General features: G+C 62.6%; 17 protein-coding genes. 8 read left to right on the top strand and 9 right to left on the bottom strand.

What is annotated here, in order from left to right; translation table 11 throughout:
• Positions 1 to 15: 15 nt before the first annotated feature.
• The gene (locus tag CH294_RS09415) at positions 16 to 441 is read right to left on the bottom strand and encodes a pyridoxamine 5'-phosphate oxidase family protein (protein WP_032401688.1); all 426 of its coding nucleotides are present in this window, start codon (positions 439 to 441) and stop codon (positions 16 to 18) included.
• Positions 442 to 529: 88 nt separating this feature from the next.
• On the opposite strand from CH294_RS09415, the gene CH294_RS09410 reads away from it, so the two are divergent.
• The gene (locus CH294_RS09410; RefSeq protein WP_052058537.1) at positions 530 to 1,255 is read left to right on the top strand and encodes a molybdopterin-dependent oxidoreductase; all 726 of its coding nucleotides are present in this window, start codon (positions 530 to 532) and stop codon (positions 1,253 to 1,255) included.
• A complete protein-coding gene (locus CH294_RS09405) occupies positions 1,239 to 1,847 on the top strand; it encodes a cytochrome b/b6 domain-containing protein (protein ID WP_094737750.1) in 609 nt (202 codons plus the stop codon). The genes CH294_RS09410 and CH294_RS09405 overlap by 17 nt, the downstream gene beginning before the upstream one ends.
• A 6-nt stretch (positions 1,848 to 1,853) precedes the next feature.
• On the opposite strand, the gene CH294_RS09400 is transcribed toward CH294_RS09405, so the two are convergent.
• The 3 genes from CH294_RS09400 to CH294_RS09390 all read right to left on the bottom strand — a co-directional run bounded on the left by CH294_RS09400 (position 1,854) and on the right by CH294_RS09390 (position 6,515).
• Positions 1,854 to 3,278: a hypothetical protein gene (locus CH294_RS09400; protein ID WP_094737749.1), complete on the bottom strand. Its 1,425-nt coding sequence runs from the start codon at positions 3,276 to 3,278 to the stop codon at positions 1,854 to 1,856.
• A gap of 128 nt (positions 3,279 to 3,406) precedes the next feature.
• Complete coding sequence (locus tag CH294_RS09395; RefSeq protein WP_141216477.1) at positions 3,407 to 5,281, bottom strand: hypothetical protein; 1,875 nt, start codon at positions 5,279 to 5,281, stop codon at positions 3,407 to 3,409.
• Between the two features lie 46 nt (positions 5,282 to 5,327).
• Positions 5,328 to 6,515, bottom strand: a complete 1,188-nt coding sequence (locus tag CH294_RS09390) for a TetR family transcriptional regulator (protein ID WP_094737747.1) — start codon at positions 6,513 to 6,515, stop codon at positions 5,328 to 5,330.
• A 284-nt stretch (positions 6,516 to 6,799) separates the two neighbouring features.
• On the opposite strand from CH294_RS09390, the gene CH294_RS09385 reads away from it, so the two are divergent.
• Positions 6,800 to 7,174: a LuxR C-terminal-related transcriptional regulator gene (locus tag CH294_RS09385; RefSeq protein WP_141216476.1), complete on the top strand. Its 375-nt coding sequence runs from the start codon at positions 6,800 to 6,802 to the stop codon at positions 7,172 to 7,174.
• A gap of 322 nt (positions 7,175 to 7,496) precedes the next feature.
• Positions 7,497 to 10,325, top strand: coding sequence for a TrlF family AAA-like ATPase (locus tag CH294_RS09380; RefSeq protein WP_349290431.1), 2,829 nt, complete (start codon positions 7,497 to 7,499; stop codon positions 10,323 to 10,325).
• 245 nt (positions 10,326 to 10,570) lie between these two features.
• On the opposite strand, the gene CH294_RS09375 is transcribed toward CH294_RS09380, so the two are convergent.
• Together CH294_RS09375 and CH294_RS09370 are read right to left on the bottom strand one after the other, a co-directional pair.
• Complete coding sequence (locus CH294_RS09375; RefSeq protein ID WP_094737745.1) at positions 10,571 to 11,242, bottom strand: SDR family oxidoreductase; 672 nt, start codon at positions 11,240 to 11,242, stop codon at positions 10,571 to 10,573.
• A 13-nt stretch (positions 11,243 to 11,255) separates the two neighbouring features.
• Complete coding sequence (locus CH294_RS09370; RefSeq protein ID WP_032402798.1) at positions 11,256 to 11,771, bottom strand: DinB family protein; 516 nt, start codon at positions 11,769 to 11,771, stop codon at positions 11,256 to 11,258.
• A 106-nt stretch (positions 11,772 to 11,877) separates the two neighbouring features.
• On the opposite strand from CH294_RS09370, the gene CH294_RS09365 reads away from it, so the two are divergent.
• A complete protein-coding gene (locus tag CH294_RS09365; RefSeq protein ID WP_032402738.1) occupies positions 11,878 to 13,215 on the top strand; it encodes a glycogen debranching protein in 1,338 nt (445 codons plus the stop codon).
• A 9-nt stretch (positions 13,216 to 13,224) separates the two neighbouring features.
• On the opposite strand, the gene CH294_RS09360 is transcribed toward CH294_RS09365, so the two are convergent.
• Positions 13,225 to 13,911, bottom strand: coding sequence for a thioesterase domain-containing protein (locus tag CH294_RS09360; protein ID WP_094737869.1), 687 nt, complete (start codon positions 13,909 to 13,911; stop codon positions 13,225 to 13,227).
• A gap of 231 nt (positions 13,912 to 14,142) precedes the next feature.
• On the opposite strand from CH294_RS09360, the gene CH294_RS09355 reads away from it, so the two are divergent.
• Positions 14,143 to 14,817: a glycoside hydrolase family 25 protein gene (locus CH294_RS09355; protein ID WP_052058586.1), complete on the top strand. Its 675-nt coding sequence runs from the start codon at positions 14,143 to 14,145 to the stop codon at positions 14,815 to 14,817.
• Here the strand turns inward: CH294_RS09355 and CH294_RS09350 are convergent.
• Positions 14,772 to 15,947, bottom strand: coding sequence for an MFS transporter (locus CH294_RS09350; RefSeq protein WP_094737744.1), 1,176 nt, complete (start codon positions 15,945 to 15,947; stop codon positions 14,772 to 14,774). The genes CH294_RS09355 and CH294_RS09350 overlap by 46 nt on opposite strands.
• A gap of 138 nt (positions 15,948 to 16,085) precedes the next feature.
• Here CH294_RS09350 and CH294_RS09345 point away from each other — a divergent pair, with 138 nt between their 5' ends.
• Positions 16,086 to 16,964, top strand: a complete 879-nt coding sequence (locus CH294_RS09345) for a LysR family transcriptional regulator (protein WP_094737743.1) — start codon at positions 16,086 to 16,088, stop codon at positions 16,962 to 16,964.
• 130 nt (positions 16,965 to 17,094) lie between these two features.
• Here CH294_RS09345 and CH294_RS09340 read toward each other — a convergent pair whose 3' ends face one another.
• Positions 17,095 to 17,853, bottom strand: coding sequence for an SDR family NAD(P)-dependent oxidoreductase (locus CH294_RS09340; protein ID WP_094737742.1), 759 nt, complete (start codon positions 17,851 to 17,853; stop codon positions 17,095 to 17,097).
• An 87-nt stretch (positions 17,854 to 17,940) separates the two neighbouring features.
• Here CH294_RS09340 and CH294_RS09335 point away from each other — a divergent pair, with 87 nt between their 5' ends.
• Positions 17,941 to 18,537, top strand: coding sequence for a TetR family transcriptional regulator (locus CH294_RS09335; RefSeq protein ID WP_094737741.1), 597 nt, complete (start codon positions 17,941 to 17,943; stop codon positions 18,535 to 18,537).
• Positions 18,538 to 18,564: the final 27 nt, after the last annotated feature.

Below are 18,564 nucleotides of genomic sequence, written 5' to 3'. Positions count from 1 at the left end.
TACCGGCGCGTTCTCTCAGATCGCGCCCAGATCGGCCGACAGCCAATGCTCCGGTTGCAGGTAGAACACCACGTTTTCTTCGTGTTCGCTGTTCGCCATCTGTAGGTAGCCGTCGACCTTCTCCGGGGGTAGGTAGCGCGTTGCCATGGCGCGCAGAAGCTCCGGCGTGCTGGGTTCTTCGCGTACCACCGGCCCATCGACGGATACGTATTCGATCGTCGGATTCGACTGCTCGACCATGAGAGTGAATCGACCTGCAGCCCTGATCAATTGGGCCTTCTTGGACGTCCTGCCGGTGAGGACCCACGCGTCACCGCCCGGGATGTAGTCGTACCAGATGGGGACGGTGAGCGGCCCCCGATCCGGACCCGCGGCGACGGACAAGGCGGCGATCCGAGATTCGGCCAGAAATTCTTCGCGTTCTGCCTTCGACAGTGCCATGTCTTCACGGTAGGACTTCCGGCGTCGAACATCCAGACTTCGAGCATCGCCAGGTGACGGATCGTCGTCGAGCGTGGACAGTGGAGGGATGCCGATCGACGAGCGAGAGATCCCGGGCAGTCCCGTGGGTCGCCGAGTCGTGCTCGGCCTGGTGGCGGCCGGTGTTGCGGGCATCGCCGGCGGCGGGGCGATCCAGAAGGGTCTCGCTTCCGTACTCGGTCCGATCGGTAACCACGACCCGACGGGGTTGATCGGGCTGATTCCCGTCGGGAACAATTTCCGGTTCTATTCGGTGACGCAGGGCGCGCCGCGCAAGGACGAGAACTCCTACGCCCTGACGGTGGGCGGTTCCGTCGACACACCGCGCACGTTCACTCTGCAGGACCTCCGTTCGATGCCGCAGACGTCGTTGGTCCGTGACTTTCAGTGCGTCACGGGATGGCGAGTACCCGAAGTTGCCTGGAGCGGAGTGCGATTGGCCGACATTCTCGATGCCGTCGGACCAACCGCGTCGGCGAACTCGCTTCGCTTCACCTCGTTCGACGGGACCTACACGGAGAGTCTGACGCTCGAGCAGGCGCGTTCGGACGACGTCCTGGTTGCGCTGACGATGTTGGACGGTCCGGTGACCCACGACCACGGTGGGCCCGTTCGACTGTTCGTGGCCTCGATGTACGGCTACAAGAGCATCAAGTGGCTCGGGGGCATCGAGCTCACCGACAACGTGGTGCCGGGTTATTGGGAGAATCGCGGATACGACATCGACGCATACGTCGGCGAATCGAACGGGCGTCGCGATGACCCAACGGGCTGAGCGCGCTCGCTTCGGACGGGTCGAACGATACGTGCACTGGGCCGTCGGGATTCTGGTGATCGTCTGCATCGTCACCGCTGCGATCCTGTACATCGGGTCGCTCGCAGTGCTGGTGGGGCACCGCCCGATCGTGGAGTTCGTGCACGTGTGGTCTGGCTTCCTCCTTCCGGTTCCGTTGATCGCCGGTGCGATATCGAGGGGCTACCGGCGGGACATGGCGCGCCTCAACAGATTTATCGACGACGACTGGAAGTGGTTGCGTTCCAAAGCCCGTCGCCTCGGCGCGGTGGGGGTCGGTAAGTTCAACGCCGGCCAGAAGCTGAACGGCGCTCTCAGCGGTGGATCGATTCTTGTGCTGCTGCTGACCGGTGCGGTGATGTACTTCCAGAACTGGAGCCCGCTGAACTGGCGGATCGGCGCGACCTTCGTACACGATTGGTTCGCACTGGGATTCGGTCTTCTGGTGGTCGGTCACATCACCTACGCATGGCGAGACGCCGAGGCGATGCGCGGGATGACCGAAGGAGTCGTCACGCGAGAGTGGGCCCAGCGCGAGCATCCGGAATGGGTGGACGAGCACCGAGATGGCTGACGGTTGCTAGTCGATCGACTTCTGCTTTCCTCCGGTGACGAAGCCGGCGGAGCGGAACGACCTGAGGCGTACGACGGGTTCTGCGTCGTGACCTTTCTGGTCGTGCACGATGCGGTATTCCGCGCTCAATTGCCGCAGGCTGGCGATGGACAGCTGTCGGAGTTGTTCGGCAGTATCGGGATCGGATTCCAGTGTGGGCCGAAGCTCGGCGTCGAGCGTCAATGTCTGGCGCTGGTCGCTGTCGGTCTCGCAGCGAGCGATGAACCGTCCCGTCAATCGTGTTGCCAGAGAGATGTGTTCGACGGCCGGTCGGAAGTAGTCGGGATAGATGTTGACGGCACTGTAGATGGCGGCGACGTCGGTTCGGCCGAACACCAGCAGGTAGTAGGCCTTCGGGTCGATATCCTCTGCAAGAGCGGGATATCCGGAGTCGACGAGTCGGTCGCGGACGGCGCTGCCGACGAGGACTTCTCCTCGGTCGTTCACTCGATAGCGCACCAGTGGTAGTACGCCACCGACTGTGAAGAGTAAGTACCCGTCGGGGTCGACTTCGATGTAGGTGAACTCGGGTCGATACTGCACGAATGCGGGTTGTTGCACGACATCTCCATCGGCGTACTCGGTGCCGAATATCTTGCCGTTCAAGGCCGAATCCTCAGCTGCCGCCGAACGTATGGCAGTTGTGGCTGCCGTTTCATAGCCGACGAATCCGACGTCGGTTGCCCCGTACACCACGCGTACCCGGTCTCCGCCGGGGTCGCCGAGCATGCCGTGGACGAGGGATCGCCATGCTTCGCTGACGGGTTCACCGCCGACGATGATCACGACGTCGTGCCGTCGAAGCAGTTCGCCGTGAGTGTCGAGTAGGTCTCGGGCAATCGGGGGATACGCGAAGATCACGATCTGCTGATATCCGTCTGCGGCCTCGGACACCACCTCGGCAATGACGTCGGGATCCATACCGGGGGTCGCTATCGAGAGCCGATGGCCACGCTTTCGGAGTTCGAGCAACATGGCGTACATGAAGGCACCTCCGATGTACGGACCGAGTGGGAACGTCACGAGTGCGAGGGTCGTTCTGTGTTCGGTGTCGGCGCATTCCCGCAGCACGTGCCCGAACATCGCTGCTCCGTGATCGGTACTTCGCTGTCCGCGTGACCAGAAGGTCGGGGTTCCCGACGACCCTGCGCTGCTCGCGATGGTCTCGACGTCTTCGGGTCTGCCGGCCTGCAGATCGGAAAGGATGTTGGTTCTTCGGTAGGTGTCCTTCGATGTGGTCGGCAATCGAGCGAGGTCGGTCATCGTTGCGATCGCGTCGATCTCGATTCCGTGCTCGGTGAGCAGACGGCGATACGCGGGTACCGAGAGTGCGATGGACTGGACGAGCCGGAGAGCCGTGTGTGTCGGGTCGTGCAGATCTGCCGGGTTCATGGCCTGACCTTTCGATCATGTCCACCGCCTGCCGGGCGGTGGACGGGAATCACGTTGGGGAACGGTGTAATTCGATCGTGTGGCGTGCTTGTTCGACTTCTCGAGAAACTCGGAACTGGCGACGAACATCACTGACCTGCGGATCCGCCATGCCCATCCCTGGCATGGCGGGCATCGTCCGCCGCCTGAGCCGCGGCCACATAGGCGTCGTGCAAACGTGTGAGGTCGAAGCGCTCACCGATGGTGTCCCCGTGGGCATCGATGTCGGCGCAGAGCTTTCTTCCAGGTGCACTCCAACTCGAACCGGCTTTCAGCCGATAGAACGCAGATCGGGAAATGCCGAACAAGATACGGCCGAGATGATCGTCGTCCTTGCTGCCGGCGGCGCGTCGAATCGCACGGTAGGCCTCGTCCGTGGCACGTTCGAGATCACGCCGCCGTGTCTCTACGCGGTGCAGAGCGCGAACGAGGCGCTCTTGGTACGTGGTGAGTTCGTCAGGCTCCCGCGAATCCGGTGGGTGAACCGAGCTGTCGTGAGGCGACAGTATTTCGTGAAAAGTACCTGTTCCTGTTCCCCTGGGAACGATGTCGAGCCGGTTGCCGAAATCTCGTGCACGCTCGGCGAATTGCCGTGAATCCAGCAAGGGCAGCGTCGTCAGGTATCGACGCAGCTGGACATCGGCGACCGCAGCGAACATGTCAGTAGTGAGCTCGAGTATTGCCGGGTGATGCGCCCACGCGGTCATGGCAATCGAGATGGGATACGGGAGCCCGGTGCGGATGAGGGTCTGACAGCTCGCGCGGACAGCGGGTCTGGCCAGTAGATCTGCTCCCAGGATGATCAAGGTTTGTTCGACCACGGCACCGACGAACAGATCGTCGGGGGTCTGTGCAACGCGAGCGATCAATCGCGGCAGTTCATCCTCGGCCCCCCTGTTGGCAAGCCCCTTGGCGGCGGCGAACTCGAAGAACGTTTGATGGAGAAACCGGGCACGATTGTCGGTTGTGACCAGTACGCCGCGCCGGGTCAGTGCCCGTACATGTCTGCGCAGGACCACGTCGTCGTACGTATGGTCCGCCGATGCCGCGACCTGCGCCGCGCGTCGAACGACGACGTCGACGGGTGGTTCGGGTGTTCCCAACGCGAGCATGGCAATCGCCAGAAACCCGGCACTGGCCGACAGGTCATCAGAGTCCTCAGCCGGTACCTCCGGTCCGGAGCGGTGATCGCTGACGATGCGGCGAGACCAGAACAGGTTGTAGAGGCCGGTGACGTCGAGTTCGAGCTGAGGAAAATGTGGTGCCGACAGCGAGAAGAGCAGTCTGAGCAGCAAGGGGCTGGTGCACACGTCGTCGACGAGAGCGCCGCGGGCCAGGGCGGACTGGATCGCCGTCACCGGATTCGGTGGCATCACCGAGTCGTCGGCGATGAATTCGACGGTCAATGCCTCGATTGCGGTCGGAAGTTCGGAGTTCGAGGAGAACGGCCCGAGGGTGATCTTGTGCCCCAGGTTCGTGGGAAGGCTTTGTCCTTCGAGCGGCCTGGTCGTCAGAACTACGGGGACTGCCGTCCGAGCGAGCACTGTGACCAGGTCGATGATGTCGTGGCGAGCAGAGCGGCTGTGCAGCATCAGGTCCGCGGTGTCGAGCAGCAGTATTGCGCCGGGTCGACCGGTTACGGCGGCGATGATCTCGGCGGTCGAGGCTGTACGAATGCCGTCGTCGCCGGGATGGAGCCAGGTGGCAGAGACCAGTAACGGATGGAGCCCCTGCTCCTGTAGTGCTCGGTGGAGCGACCACAGCAGTGTCGATTTTCCGTGCCCGGCTCCTCCGACGACAATCTGTGGCTCGGATCCTCGGACCGTGCGTCGCAGCAACGCGGCCTCGATATCGCGACTCACATACCAGGTGCCGTCGTCTCCGGATCCCACTTCGATGTCGTCGAGCAGGTGCTGCGACAGTCGTGCCAATCGATCCCAGTGCATGGGATCGATTTCGGTCACACTCACCTCGCCACGCCGCAAGCATGGGCGCGGTGGTGCGGCACCCTTATGGGGTCCTAGTTGCGATGCCGGGCATGAGCAGTCGGAGAACGCCGTCGACAACGTCGACCGCCGTTTCGGTCGGCCGAGTCAAGCATCGAAACAGGACGTTGTTGGTCAGCATGATTGCAGCCTCGATCGCCGGTGCTTCATCGCTGAACACGCGCGCTTCGCGTCCCCGTTCGAGGATCGGGACCACGGCAGATGGAAGGTAGAGGTTTTCCAGAACTGTGGTCACGGTGTTGGGTTGCTGAAACTGCTCGAAGCTCAAGGCGAGCAGCATCCCGGAACTCATGGCACGGTTGTCGATCACGAATTCCCCAACTTCGATCAGGGTGCGGCGCAATGCGATTGCAGGTTCGATGCCGAGGCGGTCGTCGGCTCGACGCAGTCGCAGGACGCGATCGAATTTCGGTTTCAGCGCGGCGACGATGATGTCGACTTTGCTCGGGAACAGCCGTCGAAGGTCGTCGGCTCGGAGGCGTGCGGCCGCCGCGATATCGGCGAGGGTGACGAGAAAGTATCCGTTGTCGACGAACAGAGCTTCTGTTGCGGCGATCACGTCGGCCTCGAGGTCTGGCCTCAGCGCGTCGGAGTCGTCGAAAGGATATGCCGGTTCGGGGTCGGGTGTCTGTCGATCGGAATGCAGTGGATCGATCGCCCACCGCAGGATCGAGGTGGTCGCTGCAGCGATGTCGTCCCCGGAGAAGGACCCTGGAGTTAGCATCTCCCGGAGCGCGAGTCCGTCCAGCAGAGCTCCGAGGACGGTAGAGAGGGAGGTCAGTGACATAGGTTGGCGGACGGACCCGCCCTGAGCTTGAATCGCCTGACCCACCTTGGTGCGCAGGTCGGCATCCAGTCGCTCGAATTCTGGGGTGACGGCCTTGCGGGCCCCGTCGTGGTCGGCAGCCAGCAACGTGGCGATCAGGCGCCGCCGCATCAGGCCGGAGGTCAGGTCCTCGAACAGGGCGGATACCGGTGCGGCCGCGTCTCGCAGCCCGGCAGGTGGATCGGTGGGTGCAGTGCCGCTGTAATTCACGGTGAGGTTGTCGAGCAGATCCGCCACAAACGCCTCTTTGCCGCCGGAACCTCCGCTACGAGAGTTGCCGGGGTAAGTGTTGTGGAATGTTTGATGCGACAGCCCAGCACCGTCGACTACCGCCGAGATGGACAGCGACCGGGCGAGATCGGTCATGTCCACTTCGCTCAGAAGTCGGTATCCGGCGTGGAGAAATTGCTCACGCGGGACAGGCCTAGGGTTCAACGTCAACCGCCTTCACTGGACTTCACAACACCTGAATAGATCACGAACTATAGCAATTCAGTGGTCGAGCCCGCGCGGTTTAGTTCAGACTACATCCCTGTGTAGACCACACACTCAAATCGACGTTCTTCTCGAATTGGTTTGTGTTGCAGAGGGTTCAACGCCCGTGGTCCGATGTACATCGGCCTCAAGGCCGGTATCTCGAGGAGGATCAGATGGTGTTGATCGATCATCGACCCCAAGTGCAGACCCGAGTCGCAGTGCCCAGGACTGTGCGCAACCCCCTCGGCCCGAGGCCGCCCGTCACGCGCACTGCTCTTGCGCCGGGGCGCATCCATGGCCAACGACCAGCGCCGGTCTACGCGTCACCCGGGCTGACAGAGCGCGAGGTCGTAGTCCTGAAGGTCTGGTTGGACTGCGACTCCAAAGTCGAAGTCGGTGCTCGCCTCCACATCGCGCTGGGAACCGTCAACACCCACCTGACCCGAATTCGGGACAAATACTCCCGCGTCGGTCGGGCTGCGCCGACGAAGGCGACACTCGTCGCCCGGGCTCTGCAAGACGGCATAGTGAAACTCGACGACCTCTGAGCGTCGAGGTTGGCGGGGTGGCCGTAAGCGGATTCGAGACGTGGACGGTGCGCTTACGACAGTTACCGCACCGTCAAGTCGATGTTGATAGCTGCAGCCCCAGCGCGGTGTGCGCCCCAAACCATCCGACGAGTGCTCATACCCAGATTCAGCATTAATTGGGGCGAGTCGCAGGAACTGCGAACTAGAACTTGAGGACAAAGTTCGTCAACGCAGCGGTGGGTTGATGAATTTGTGGCATGTCCGCCTGGCGGGCGCGTCGAGACAACTTGGACGACGCGCCGCCAAATACCGAGCTTTGGAAGAATGAAGGACGACCGTGATCAGCGAAGCAAGTGGACGAAGTATCGAATTAGCCGACAACGGTGGTCACTTCTACCGCGCGGACTTTCAGGTGCACACACCACGCGACACTCAGTGGGACGGTGACCGTCCGTCTGATCGCGACACTTGGGCGGATGAGTTTGTGAGAGCAGCTCGTGCAAAAGGCCTCCATGCGGTTGCGATCTCCGATCACCACGACTTTGCATACTTCCCGCATATCAAGCGAGCTGCCGAACGCGAGACATACCCGGATGGCACCAACTTGCCTGATGTCGAACGCTTGGTTGTGTTCCCCGCATTGGAGCTATCACTCCACGTGCCTTGCCAAGCGATCATGATCCTCGACGCGAGCTTTCCAATTGATCGACTCGACGACGTACTGAAGGCCTTGCATTTCGACCCAGTGGACCCGGCCCTCGAAGCGTTGCCACAGACAGAGAACCTGATTGACTCGGACGACCTGAATCAACTGCACGGCAAGCTCGATAACCACATGTGGCTCAAAGGCCGTTACATCATCCTGCCGAATGTCACGCCGGGCGGCTACCGAACCCTCATGCGTCAGCAATTCCAGGGGAAGTACAAGGACATGGTTCCTGTTGGCGGGTACCTCGATGGCAGCGTCGATCTACTCAACAAAGATCTGGGAACCAAGAAGATTCTCAACGGTGAGGTCGCAGCATGGGGGTCAAAGAGGCTCGGGTTGTTTCAGACTTCCGACGCACGCAAAGCAGATTTCTCAACTCTTGGTCAGTCTGCGACCTGGATCAAATGGGCCGAGCCCACTGCTGAAGCGATCCGTCAGGCATGCTTGGCGCAGGAGTCTCGAATCTCTCACGTCTCGCCAGCGACACCGAATGTGTGGATTTCCCGCGTCGTCGTGTCGAGCAGCAAGTTCATGGGGCGGGTGGATGTCGCGCTCAACCCGCAGTACACGGCGCTCATCGGTGGGCGCGGTACTGGGAAATCGACAGTGCTCGATTACCTTCGCTGGGCCTTGTGCGACCAACCTGCTCAAGCATCCGCCGATGATGAGGTGGCGGATCCCCGAGTGCGTCAGCGCAAACTCATTGAATCGACGCTGAAGCCCTATGACGCTCATGTCGAGGTCCATTGTGTGATCAACGGGATCACGCATGTGGTGCGCCGGCATGGCGGTGATGGCACGATTCAGCTCAAAGTTGGCGAGGGTCAGTTTGAAAAGGTGGCCGAAGCCGCCATTCAGAGCTTGCTCCCAATCCAGGCTTACAGCCAGAAGCAGCTGAGTAGCGTCTCGATCAGGGTTGACGAGTTGTTGCGCTTCGTCACTTCGCCGATCCAACGCCAGCTCGAACAAGTTGACCGACAACAAGAAGAGATCGCCGGCCGACTGCGCGAGAACTACGGAACCCTTCAACGCCATCGAAACCTGTCGGGCCAAATCGAACGCGGCGAACTGCGCGTCCGGTCTCTAGCGGAACAAGCCCAGTCATTGCGTGATGGCCTCGCGGATGTCTCGGAGGAAGACCGGAAGGTACTCGACGGCAAAACTGGACACGATGACCTGAAGTCTGCTCAGACTAGCTGGCTCCGACACGTTGAGACGACCCGAACAAGCCTTACCAACTTGGCACAATCGCTCAATTCGTCGCTGGCTGACATGAGGTTGCCCGCATCAGCACCTGCAGACGTCGCGACCGAGGCAAACGCCTTGCTCACGACCGCACGTGCCGCCCTTACTCAACTGCACTCGGCAATTGAGGGATTCGAGCTCGAACTCAATGAACTCAGCAACGGCGGGGGTGCCTTGGCAACAGTCTCCCAATCCCTCTCAACCAAGTTCTCAGATTTCGAGGAATCGTATCGCGCCGTAAAGGAGCGGTCTTCTGCGCATGAGGCCAAACTGGCAGAGCTTGCCAACTTGGAGGATCAGCAACGTGCAGCGCGCGAACTCGCGCAGCGTCAACGCACAGACCGAGACGCGCTCGGGAAGCCGAACGAAAGGCACATTGAGTATCGTGCGGAACTGGCAGCAGTGCGGAAGAACCGCACCGGTGCCCTGAAAGTCGAATGCGACGCACTCGCGGCGTCCTCCGACGGAATGATCCGGGCCACCCTGTCAGCCAACCGCGGATTCGACGCTGTACAGACCAAATTCAAGGCACTGATCGCTGGATCGAATGTGCGCGCAAACAAAGTCGACGCCTTCTTCGACGAGCTCGCGAACGAGTCCGACCCCGCAGCGACCTGGGAGGCGGTACTCGACGAACTTGAATCGCTGACCCTCCTCGAAACAGACGCAGAAATCAGTTCGGAAGCGACACCTTCGCTGACCAGGCTGGGCCTCACGGTTGCCGACCAAAAAAGGTTCGCACCTAAGCTCACCCCAGACGGTTGGCTTGACCTGTCGCTGGCGGAACTGGCCGACTTTCCCGAATTTGAGTACCGCGCCAAAGAAGGCGAGTACATCCCGTTCGACTCCGCTTCGGCCGGGCAACAAGCTTCTGCCCTCCTTGGGACACTCCTTTCTCAGGGAGGGACACCGCTCATCATCGACCAGCCCGAGGATGATCTTGACAGCGACACCGTGCAGCAGATCGTCTCCAAGATCTGGCTGTCAAAAAACCGGCGACAGCTGATCTTTTCGAGCCACAACGCGAATTTGGTAGTTAACGGAGATGCAGACCTAGTGCTTGTGTGTGCCTACCTGACTGCTGGCGATCAATCAGCAGGCCACATTAAGGAACAGGGTGCGATCGACGTCGCCGGAGTGCGTGATGAGATCACGTCTGTGATGGAAGGAGGCGAACGAGCGTTTCGCCTACGAAAGGAGAAGTACGGATTCTAGCTAAAGAACTAGCTTTTCATTCGTCAAGCAGCGCGACGTTGTTCGAGCGGTGACAGGAGACCCGGCCCGGCGCCGGCAGTTCCCCAGAGCAAAACTGTGCTGAACTGGCAATTCGTCGTAGACGGTGCGGAAAATGCAATTTACATTGCCGATACCCTCGCAAGTTCGTCGACCCAGGGAACGGCCAGAATCACGCCAAACCCCTTGTCGTGAGCGGAAACTCGACCCCCACTACGAAGTTTCGCTCACCTGGTGCGAAGCACCACTTCCGTCGGGTGAGCATCCAACGGCGTGTCGATAGCATTGCGCACCGCGAGGGCAACGGTGCTGGGCTGCAAGAACTTCGAGCCGTCGTACTTCCCACCCTCGTGCGCGACGATTTCCTGCTGCATTTCGGTATCGATGCGGCCGGGATGCACCGAGGTCACTCGCAACGAAGGTTCCTCCTGACGTAATGCGTCACCGAAGGCGCGAAGCGCGAACTTGCTCGCCGCGTAGGCACCCCAACCCGGGTTGGCGCGAATTCCGGCTCCCGAATTGATCAGGACCACATGGCCTTCAGCTGCGCGCAGGGCAGGGAGCAGAAGCCGAGTGAGCTCGACGACGGCGATGACGTTCACCTCGTACTGGCGACGCCAGTCTTCCGCCGTCGACTCCTCGACCGTCCCGAGTGCTGCCACTCCGGCGTTGTGCACCAACACGTCCAGAGAATCGATGCTCGACGCGGCCGCCGCTACCGCGTCGGGATCGGTCAACTCCACCGGCCATGGGGTGGACCCGGCCAATTCCGACGCGATGGGCTTCAGCGACTCGGCCGATCGTCCCCCCAACAACACGTGGTGATCCGGAGCGAGCAGTCGAGCGATATGGGCCCCTAGGCCACGGCTTGCTCCGGTCACCAGTGCAGTACGAGTCATGCAATCAGGTTAGCTAGAAGCTCATCCCCGCCTCGGAGGCCCAGGTCTGGGTGGTGTTCGCACCGTCGAGTTCTTCGCGAATGATGTCCGCGTGGCCGGCGTGCTGCGAGATTTCGCGCAGGATGTGCAGCACGGTGAATCGTGCAGTCTGCCAGATTCGTTCAGGTGCCCAAGGTGCTGTCGGGACCGGGACGGACAGGTTCAGATCCAACGTTGCGAGGGCATCGGTGGTGGACCGCGCCACCTCTTCCCATTCGGAGATCAGTCCTGCGACAGTCTCTTCGTCGCCCATCACGTACTCGCCGCCGGCGCTGGCCATGTCGAATTCGGCGGTCTCGTCCAGGTCTGCGATCACCTTCATCCAGTGCCGTTCGTTGCTGACAACGTGGTGCAGCAGCCCGCCCAGGGTGAGCTCGCTGGCGGTCGTTCGGGTGCGTGCCTGCTCGTCGGTGATTCCGCGGACGGTGATGAGAAAGTTGGCGCGCTGTTCGGCGAGCATTTTCACGATGTCGGTGCTTTCGGTGGTCATCTTTTCCTCCTGGTGGCTGGTGAAATTCACACTAGGCCCGATAGCGGTCAGGTTCGGTCCGCAATCCAAACGAGCGGAATTGCGCGTATGGACGCAAACTGTCTGCATGGGCGATCGAGGTTTCACTTCCACGCAGTTGGCGGCACGGGCGGCGTACCTGCTTCGAGGAAACGACCTGGGCACCATGACCAGCGCGGCCCCGAGGCTGTATCCGCACATGTGGAGCTGGGACGCGGCATTCGTCTCCGTCGGGCTGGCACCTCTGAGTGTCGAGCGTGCCGTGGTGGAAATGGACACGCTGCTCTCGGCGCAGTGGAAGAACGGGATGATCCCGCACATCGTCTTCGCCAACGGGGTCGACGGCTACTTTCCCGGTCCGGCGCGGTGGGCCACCGGTACCCTCGCCCCACAGGCTCCGATGAACCCGCAGACCTCCGGCATCACCCAACCCCCGGTGCACGCGATTGCCGTGCAGCGCATCCTCGATCACTCCAAGCGCCACGGGCGGACCACGCGCGCCGTCGCCGAGGAGTTTCTCGATCGACGCTGGGGCGATCTGGTGCGGTGGCATCGTTGGCTCGCGCAGGCTCGCGACGTCGACGACAACGGACGCATCGCGTTGTTCCACGGCTGGGAGTCGGGTATGGACAACTCGCCGCGCTGGGATTCGGCCTACGCCAATGTTGTTCCCGGAGAGATGGATCCGTACTTCAGGGAGGACAAGGCGGTCATCACCGACGCCTCTCAGCGGCCCAGCAACCTCGAGTACGACCGCTACATCTGGTTGGTGGAAGAGATGAAGCAGGTCGGGTACGACGACGACGCGTTGAAGACCAAAATGAGCTTTGCTGTCGAGGACGTGTTCGTCAGTGCCATCTTCGCGGTGGCATGCGACGTGCTCGCCACCATCGGGGAGGACCATTCGCGTCCGCGCTCCGACGTTCGCGAGTTGCGCTCGTGGGCCGAGAAGTTCCGCAAGGGCGTCGTTGCGACGACGGATGCGCGCTCCGGTGGGGCTCGTGACTTCGATCTGCGCACCGGCCAGTGGATCGGCACCGAGACCATCGCGATGTTCGCGCCCTTGTTGTGCGGTGGTCTGCCCCGCGAGCAGGAGCGCAACCTGCTTCGAATATTCGAGGGCACACGATTCTGCGGCCATCCGGATCTGCGGTACGCCGTCCCGCCCTCGACGTCGCCGGTGTCGAAGGACTTCCGCGCCCGTGAGTATTGGCGTGGACCGGTGTGGCCGGTGATGACGTGGTTGTTCTCGTGGGCGTTCGCGCGTCGCGGTTGGTCCGAGCGGTCACTGACCTTGCGGGACGAAGGACTGCGGCAGGCCAGCGACGGCAGTTTCGCCGAGTACTACGAGCCGTTCACCGGCAAGCCGCTCGGCAGCATGCAGCAATCGTGGACGGCCGCGGCCGTGCTGGACTGGCTGGGATAGAGCGAGCGATCAGCCGAGGTAGTTGTCCACCAGCGGGCCGACGACGTCGAACGAGGTGGCGTCGGGGACGAGGTACTTGGCGACGGTGCCGCACACGAAGGGATGCCATGCGGAACCGGAGTCGGTTCCCACGGACGAGACGGCGAGGATGTCGCCGAAGTAGATGCCGGGCAGGTGCCGCTGCACGAGTTCGTCGTTGTGCGAGGCGACGGCCAGCAACTCCTCGACGTGACTGCGATCGATCTCGTCGCCCATGGAGGCGAGAAGGTCCGCTCCCTCGGCGCGGGCCCGGACCGGGTCACTGTCGAGCAGCGTCAGCGCGCCCACGGTGACGCCGCGACTCTGTAGTTCGACGGCGATGGCGTGGGCGAGAACTCCGCCGAACGACAGCCCCAGGAGGTGGACTGCACCGGCGGGCTGGACACGAACGATGTCGTCGGCGTAGGAGGCGGCCAAAGCCGCGAGGGACTCGGAGCGTTCACCGGACGCCGGTACCTGCACGCCGTAGATGGGCCGGGCGTCGTCGACGTGAGTGGCCAGACCTGCGTAGCAATCGACCAGACCTACCAGCGGGTGGACGCAGAACACGGGATCGAGATGGCCGGTGGTTCGGATCGGCGCAATGGTGGGTACCGCATAGTTCGACGGGTCGAGTTCCGTGAGGGCCAGATGGGGAAGATCGTTCACGACAGTCATGGGTGCGCCTCCGAGCCAAGAGATGTAGTTCGTGTTTCCATAGGGTTTGTTCGTGCCGACTCTGGGTATGTCGCCGTCGGCAGCGTGAGTGTTACCCACGTCTCATTACCGACGACTCAACCACGTCTGTGAACAGAGCGCATTAGTGACTGTTCACCATTGAGTGCCCAGGTCCGGGCCCCTAGCCTCAGCCCGGTGGTCTTCTCTCGCACAGTTCGTGCCCTCTTCGGAATCCTGTCGGTCGGCGTCATCACGTGTGCCGTGCCTGCGGTCGCCTCTGCCGTTCCGCAGGGACCGGACGTCTCGTCGTGGCAACACATCGACGGCACTGCCATCGATTGGCACACCGTCAAAGCCGCAGGCCACGGGTTCGCGATGGTCAAGGCGACCGAGGGTCTCGACTACGTCAACCCGTACTTCGTCGAGGACTCGATCGTCATGCGTACGGCCTCCGTGGCGCGCGGGGCGTACCACTACGCCGATGTGACTCTCTCCCCGGAACTGCAGGGCGCGTACTACTCCGCACTGGTGCTGGGCATCAACGGCCCGGGCGATCTGCCGCCGGTACTCGACCTCGAAGACGCCAAAGGTAAGTCTCCTGCCGAGCTGATCGACTGGACGCACCGCTACCTGAACACCGTTCAGACGCTGACCGGACGTCAGCCGATCATCTACACGTATCCCAATTTCTGGCGGACGGCGATGGCCGACACCCACGAGTTCAACAACTACCCGCTGTGGATCGCCGACTACAACGACGAGCTGGGGCCCTTACCCGGCGGCTGGACCGAATGGCTGTTCTGGCAGTTCACCGACCGCGGCACGATCCCCGGAATCGACGGGCGCACCGACGTCAACCACTACGCGGGCACACCGGAATCGTTGAGGGCACTGGCTCGCTGGTGATGTCGTTCGACCTGCACGTCCCACAGCCACACCAGTAGGGCGAGGACGGCGAATCCGGCTCCGGCGACGCAGACGCCCGTCCACTCGAAGTGTTCCCAGGCCAGTGTGCCGACGGCAGAGCCGGCTGATGCGCCCACGAAGTACGTCGTCATGTACACGGAGTTGATGCGGGCGCGAGCGGCCGGATCGAGGGCGTAGACGACATTTTGATTGCTCACGTGCACGCCCTGCAACGCCAGGTCGACGAGCACGAACGCGATCACGAACACCACCCAGTACTGCCCGCCGAGGGCGAACAGTGGCCATACCGCGATCAGCAGGACGGCGCAGGTACCGCTGGCCCACTGGACCAGTCCGCGGTCTGCGAGTCTGCCTGCGACCGAGGCCATCAGAGCGCCTGCTACGCCGGTCAGTCCGATCAGACCGATCTGTGCGGCACTGAATCCGAACCGGTCGCCGGAAAGCAACAGCGTCATGCTGGCGAACACGGTGCTCACCGACGCGAAGGCCAGGCCGCCGAGCAGAGCGCGCGTGCGCAGCCGCTCATGGGTGCGCACCAGCCGACCCATGGAGAACAGCGCCGAGCCATAGGTGACGTCCGCCGTGGCGGTGCGACGCGGCAGTACCCGCCACAGTCCGGCAGCGGAGATGAGCATCAGCACCGCGGCGAGCCGGTAGACGCCCTGCCAGCCAGTGACCGAGGACAGCAGTCCCGAGATGCTGCGAGCCAGCAGGATTCCCGTCAGCAGTCCGCCCATCACGATTCCGACGATGCGGCCGGACTGTTCCGGGTGTGCCATCGACGCGGCAAACGGCACGATGACCTGCGCGGCGACCGAGAACAATCCGGCGATTGCGGTGCCGACCAGTAGCCACGACAGTCCCGGTGCAAAGCCGGTGACAGCCTGACCCGTTGCGGCGAGAACCATGAGGCCGACGCTGAGTTTCCGACGGTCCACCACATCGCCGAGAGGAACGAGCAGCAGCAGCCCCAGCGCGTACGAGATCTGTGCGACTGTCACCGAGACCGCGGCGGCCGATTCCGAGACACCGAACTCGGTGGCGATGAGGTCGAGCAGTGGCTGGTTGAGGTAGTTGCCGCCGGCCGATAGTCCGGTGGCGACGGCCATCAGCGCAACGACGGGCGTGCTCACCCCGGTGCGCGAGGTAGTTGCTGTGTTCACACAACAAGAATTCACGCATCCGATCGTGCTGTCCAATAGAACGTTCCGCACGATCGATCTGTTCGAGAGATAGCATTCCCGTCTGTGGAATTACGACACATCCGCTACGCCGTCGCCGTGGCAGAAGAACAACATTTCGGCCGGGCGGCCGCCCGGCTACGGGTCGCTCAATCGGCCCTGAGCGCCCAGATCCGAGACCTCGAAAGAGAGCTCGGCGTCGAATTGTTCGCACGAACCAGCCGCAGCGTCAGTGTCACCCCAGCCGGTCAGATCTTCCTCGAGCGCAGCTACAGCGTGCTCGGTGCAGTGTCTCGGCTGGTCGCCGACGTTGCTCCGGACCCGACCACCGCGATCCGACGACTGCGCGTCGGGATGATCGTGCCCCTCGCCCGCGTCGACGTCGTCGCGGTTGTCGGCCGGGTGTCCGGCCGCTACCCGAACACGACGGTGACACTGCTACCCCGTGCGAGTGCGGAGATTCTCGACGCCATCGCCGGCGGGGATCTCGATCTCGGCATCATCGGCCTGGCCCCAGGACGACCGAATCCGGGATTGACCGCAACCGCTCTGTGGACCGAGCCGCTGTCTCTCTTTGTTGCGCCCGACCATCCTTGGGCCGGGCGCGAGACGGTGCGATTGGCCGAACTGGCCGAAGTGACGATGATCGACCGGCCCGCAGGGAGCGAGGCCAGGTTGCAGTCCGATCACGCCTTCACTCGATCCTCGGTGACGCGCGGCCACATACTCGAGGCCGATTCGGCCGAACTGATCGGCCAACTGGCCGAGGCGGGTTTGGGTGTCACGCTGCTGCCCACGTCCTTGGCATCGGTGTTCCCCACGCTGCACGTGATCGAGGTCATCGACGCGCCCACGCGAACGGTGTCGGTGGTCACCAACCCCGACAACGCCAATGCCGTGATCGCGGCATTTGTCGAGGATCTGATGAGCTCGGTGCAGCGGTAGAAGCCTTACCTGTCACTGCTGACGTGTCGATGCTGGCAACCAGGTGCCCGACGGTCATCACAGGCGACTGCACACGGCGGTTCCGCTCACTCCATCATGGCTCGGGTAGCAAGGCTGCTGGGCCTTTTCCCTACCAGGGCACGCGGGTACCGTCCCAGGACCACAGGGCTCCTGTAGGGCCGTCGTCGGCCAGGAGGGCGAGACGGACCACGCCCGTGGCCGCCTCGGCCGGGTTCCCGCCCGTCGACATGCCCGCGATGAGGTTGGTGCGGCGTAGACCCGGCGCAAGGGCGTTGACCTTGACCTTCTCGCCGAGGGCTTGAGCGGTCATCAGCGTGACGGCGTTGACGGCTGTCTTCGAGCTTCGGTAGGCCAAGCCGCCGCCCTTCACTCGTTCCCAGTCGAACTGCGGGTTCGGGCTGCTGTTCCAGGTGAGTGATCCGGTGCCGCTGGACACGTTGACGATGCGCGGGTGCGGGGACCTGTGCAACGCGGGGAGGAATCCCTGGGTGACGGAGATGAGGCCGAAGACGTTGGTCTCGTACGCGATACGCAACTGCTCGAGCGTGGTGCCGACGACGCCGTCGGTCCCTGGGTTCACTCCGGCGTTGTTCACGAGTATGTCGAGTTGGCCGACCTGTTGTACGGCTGCGGCGACCGAGGATGGGTCCGTGACATCGAGCTGCACGACGCGTGCGACCGAGCCCAGTTCCGCGGCTGCGCGATGCCCCTTATCGAGATCCCGCGCTCCGATCCATAGGTCTACGCCCATGGCGAGCAGCTGCCGCGCGGTCTCGAGACCGATGCCACTATTTCCTCCCGTCACCAGGGCCACCGAGCCTGGCTCGGGCGAGGGGATTTCTGCGGGAAGACGTCCGATCTCTGTCATATCAATTCTCCAACTCCAACGATATAGTTGGAATACTAGACCCCGAGCGTGCGGAATCTCCAACTCAGAAGTTGGTAATCTTGGCGAATGGTCTGGGACACGGACGGGACACGGCGTCGACTTCGTGATGCTGCGCTGGTGGAATTCGCAGCTCACGGGTTCGAGGGCACGACCGTCGCGTCCATCGCAAGTCGATCGGGCGTCAACAAGGAAAGGCTCTACAGCTACTTCGGCGACAAAAAAGCTCTCTGGGACCTCGTACTGGCCACCGAGTTGGAGCGCCTAGCGACCGGCGTCGAACTCACGGGCGTCGACTTGGACGACATCGGCGAATTCGCCGGCGCGACCTACGACTATCACGCGTCCCATCCTGAACTGGGTCGCCTGCTGCAATGGGAAGGTCTCCAGCCGGGCCCGCCTGCTCACGCGGAGGTACGAACTACGCATTACCGCGAGAAAGTGGCGCGTTTCGCCGACGCCCAGCGACACGGGCTCATCGATTCGGAGATCGATCCTGCGTACTTGGTCTTCGCGTTGATCGCGCTAGCAGCCTGGTGGCAGACTGTGCCGCAGCTCGCCGAAATGATCACAGGTGCCGGACCCCATGAGGAGCAGGCACGGGCAGCACGTCGCCACTTTGTCGTCGAGGCAGCGAGACGAATCGCATCACAACCCGGGTCGTGATGGGAATGCGCGCCGGTTCTCGCTCAC

Source organism: Rhodococcus sp. 14-2483-1-1 (assembly GCF_002259335.1).
Lineage (GTDB): Bacteria > Actinomycetota > Actinomycetes > Mycobacteriales > Mycobacteriaceae > Rhodococcoides.
This window is presented reverse-complemented; position numbering and strand designations above follow the sequence as displayed.

Bases quoted from the DNA above. Each gene is read 5' to 3' on its own strand.
- CH294_RS09365 (WP_032402738.1), top strand. From the start codon at position 11,878: ATGGGCGATCGAGGTTTCACTTCCACGCAGTTGGCGGCACGGGCGGCG.
- CH294_RS09370 (WP_032402798.1), bottom strand. From the start codon at position 11,771: ATGACCACCGAAAGCACCGACATCGTGAAAATGCTCGCCGAACAGCGC.
- CH294_RS09360 (WP_094737869.1), bottom strand. From the start codon at position 13,911: ATGACTGTCGTGAACGATCTTCCCCATCTGGCCCTCACGGAACTCGAC.
- CH294_RS09405 (WP_094737750.1), top strand. From the start codon at position 1,239: ATGACCCAACGGGCTGAGCGCGCTCGCTTCGGACGGGTCGAACGATAC.
- CH294_RS09400 (WP_094737749.1), bottom strand. From the start codon at position 3,278: ATGAACCCGGCAGATCTGCACGACCCGACACACACGGCTCTCCGGCTC.
- CH294_RS09410 (WP_052058537.1), top strand. From the start codon at position 530: ATGCCGATCGACGAGCGAGAGATCCCGGGCAGTCCCGTGGGTCGCCGA.
- CH294_RS09340 (WP_094737742.1), bottom strand. From the start codon at position 17,853: ATGACAGAGATCGGACGTCTTCCCGCAGAAATCCCCTCGCCCGAGCCA.
- CH294_RS09385 (WP_141216476.1), top strand. From the start codon at position 6,800: ATGGTGTTGATCGATCATCGACCCCAAGTGCAGACCCGAGTCGCAGTG.
- CH294_RS09375 (WP_094737745.1), bottom strand. From the start codon at position 11,242: ATGACTCGTACTGCACTGGTGACCGGAGCAAGCCGTGGCCTAGGGGCC.
- CH294_RS09415 (WP_032401688.1), bottom strand. From the start codon at position 441: ATGGCACTGTCGAAGGCAGAACGCGAAGAATTTCTGGCCGAATCTCGG.
- CH294_RS09335 (WP_094737741.1), top strand. From the start codon at position 17,941: ATGGTCTGGGACACGGACGGGACACGGCGTCGACTTCGTGATGCTGCG.
- CH294_RS09350 (WP_094737744.1), bottom strand. From the start codon at position 15,947: ATGGCCGTCGCCACCGGACTATCGGCCGGCGGCAACTACCTCAACCAG.
- CH294_RS09390 (WP_094737747.1), bottom strand. From the start codon at position 6,515: ATGACCGATCTCGCCCGGTCGCTGTCCATCTCGGCGGTAGTCGACGGT.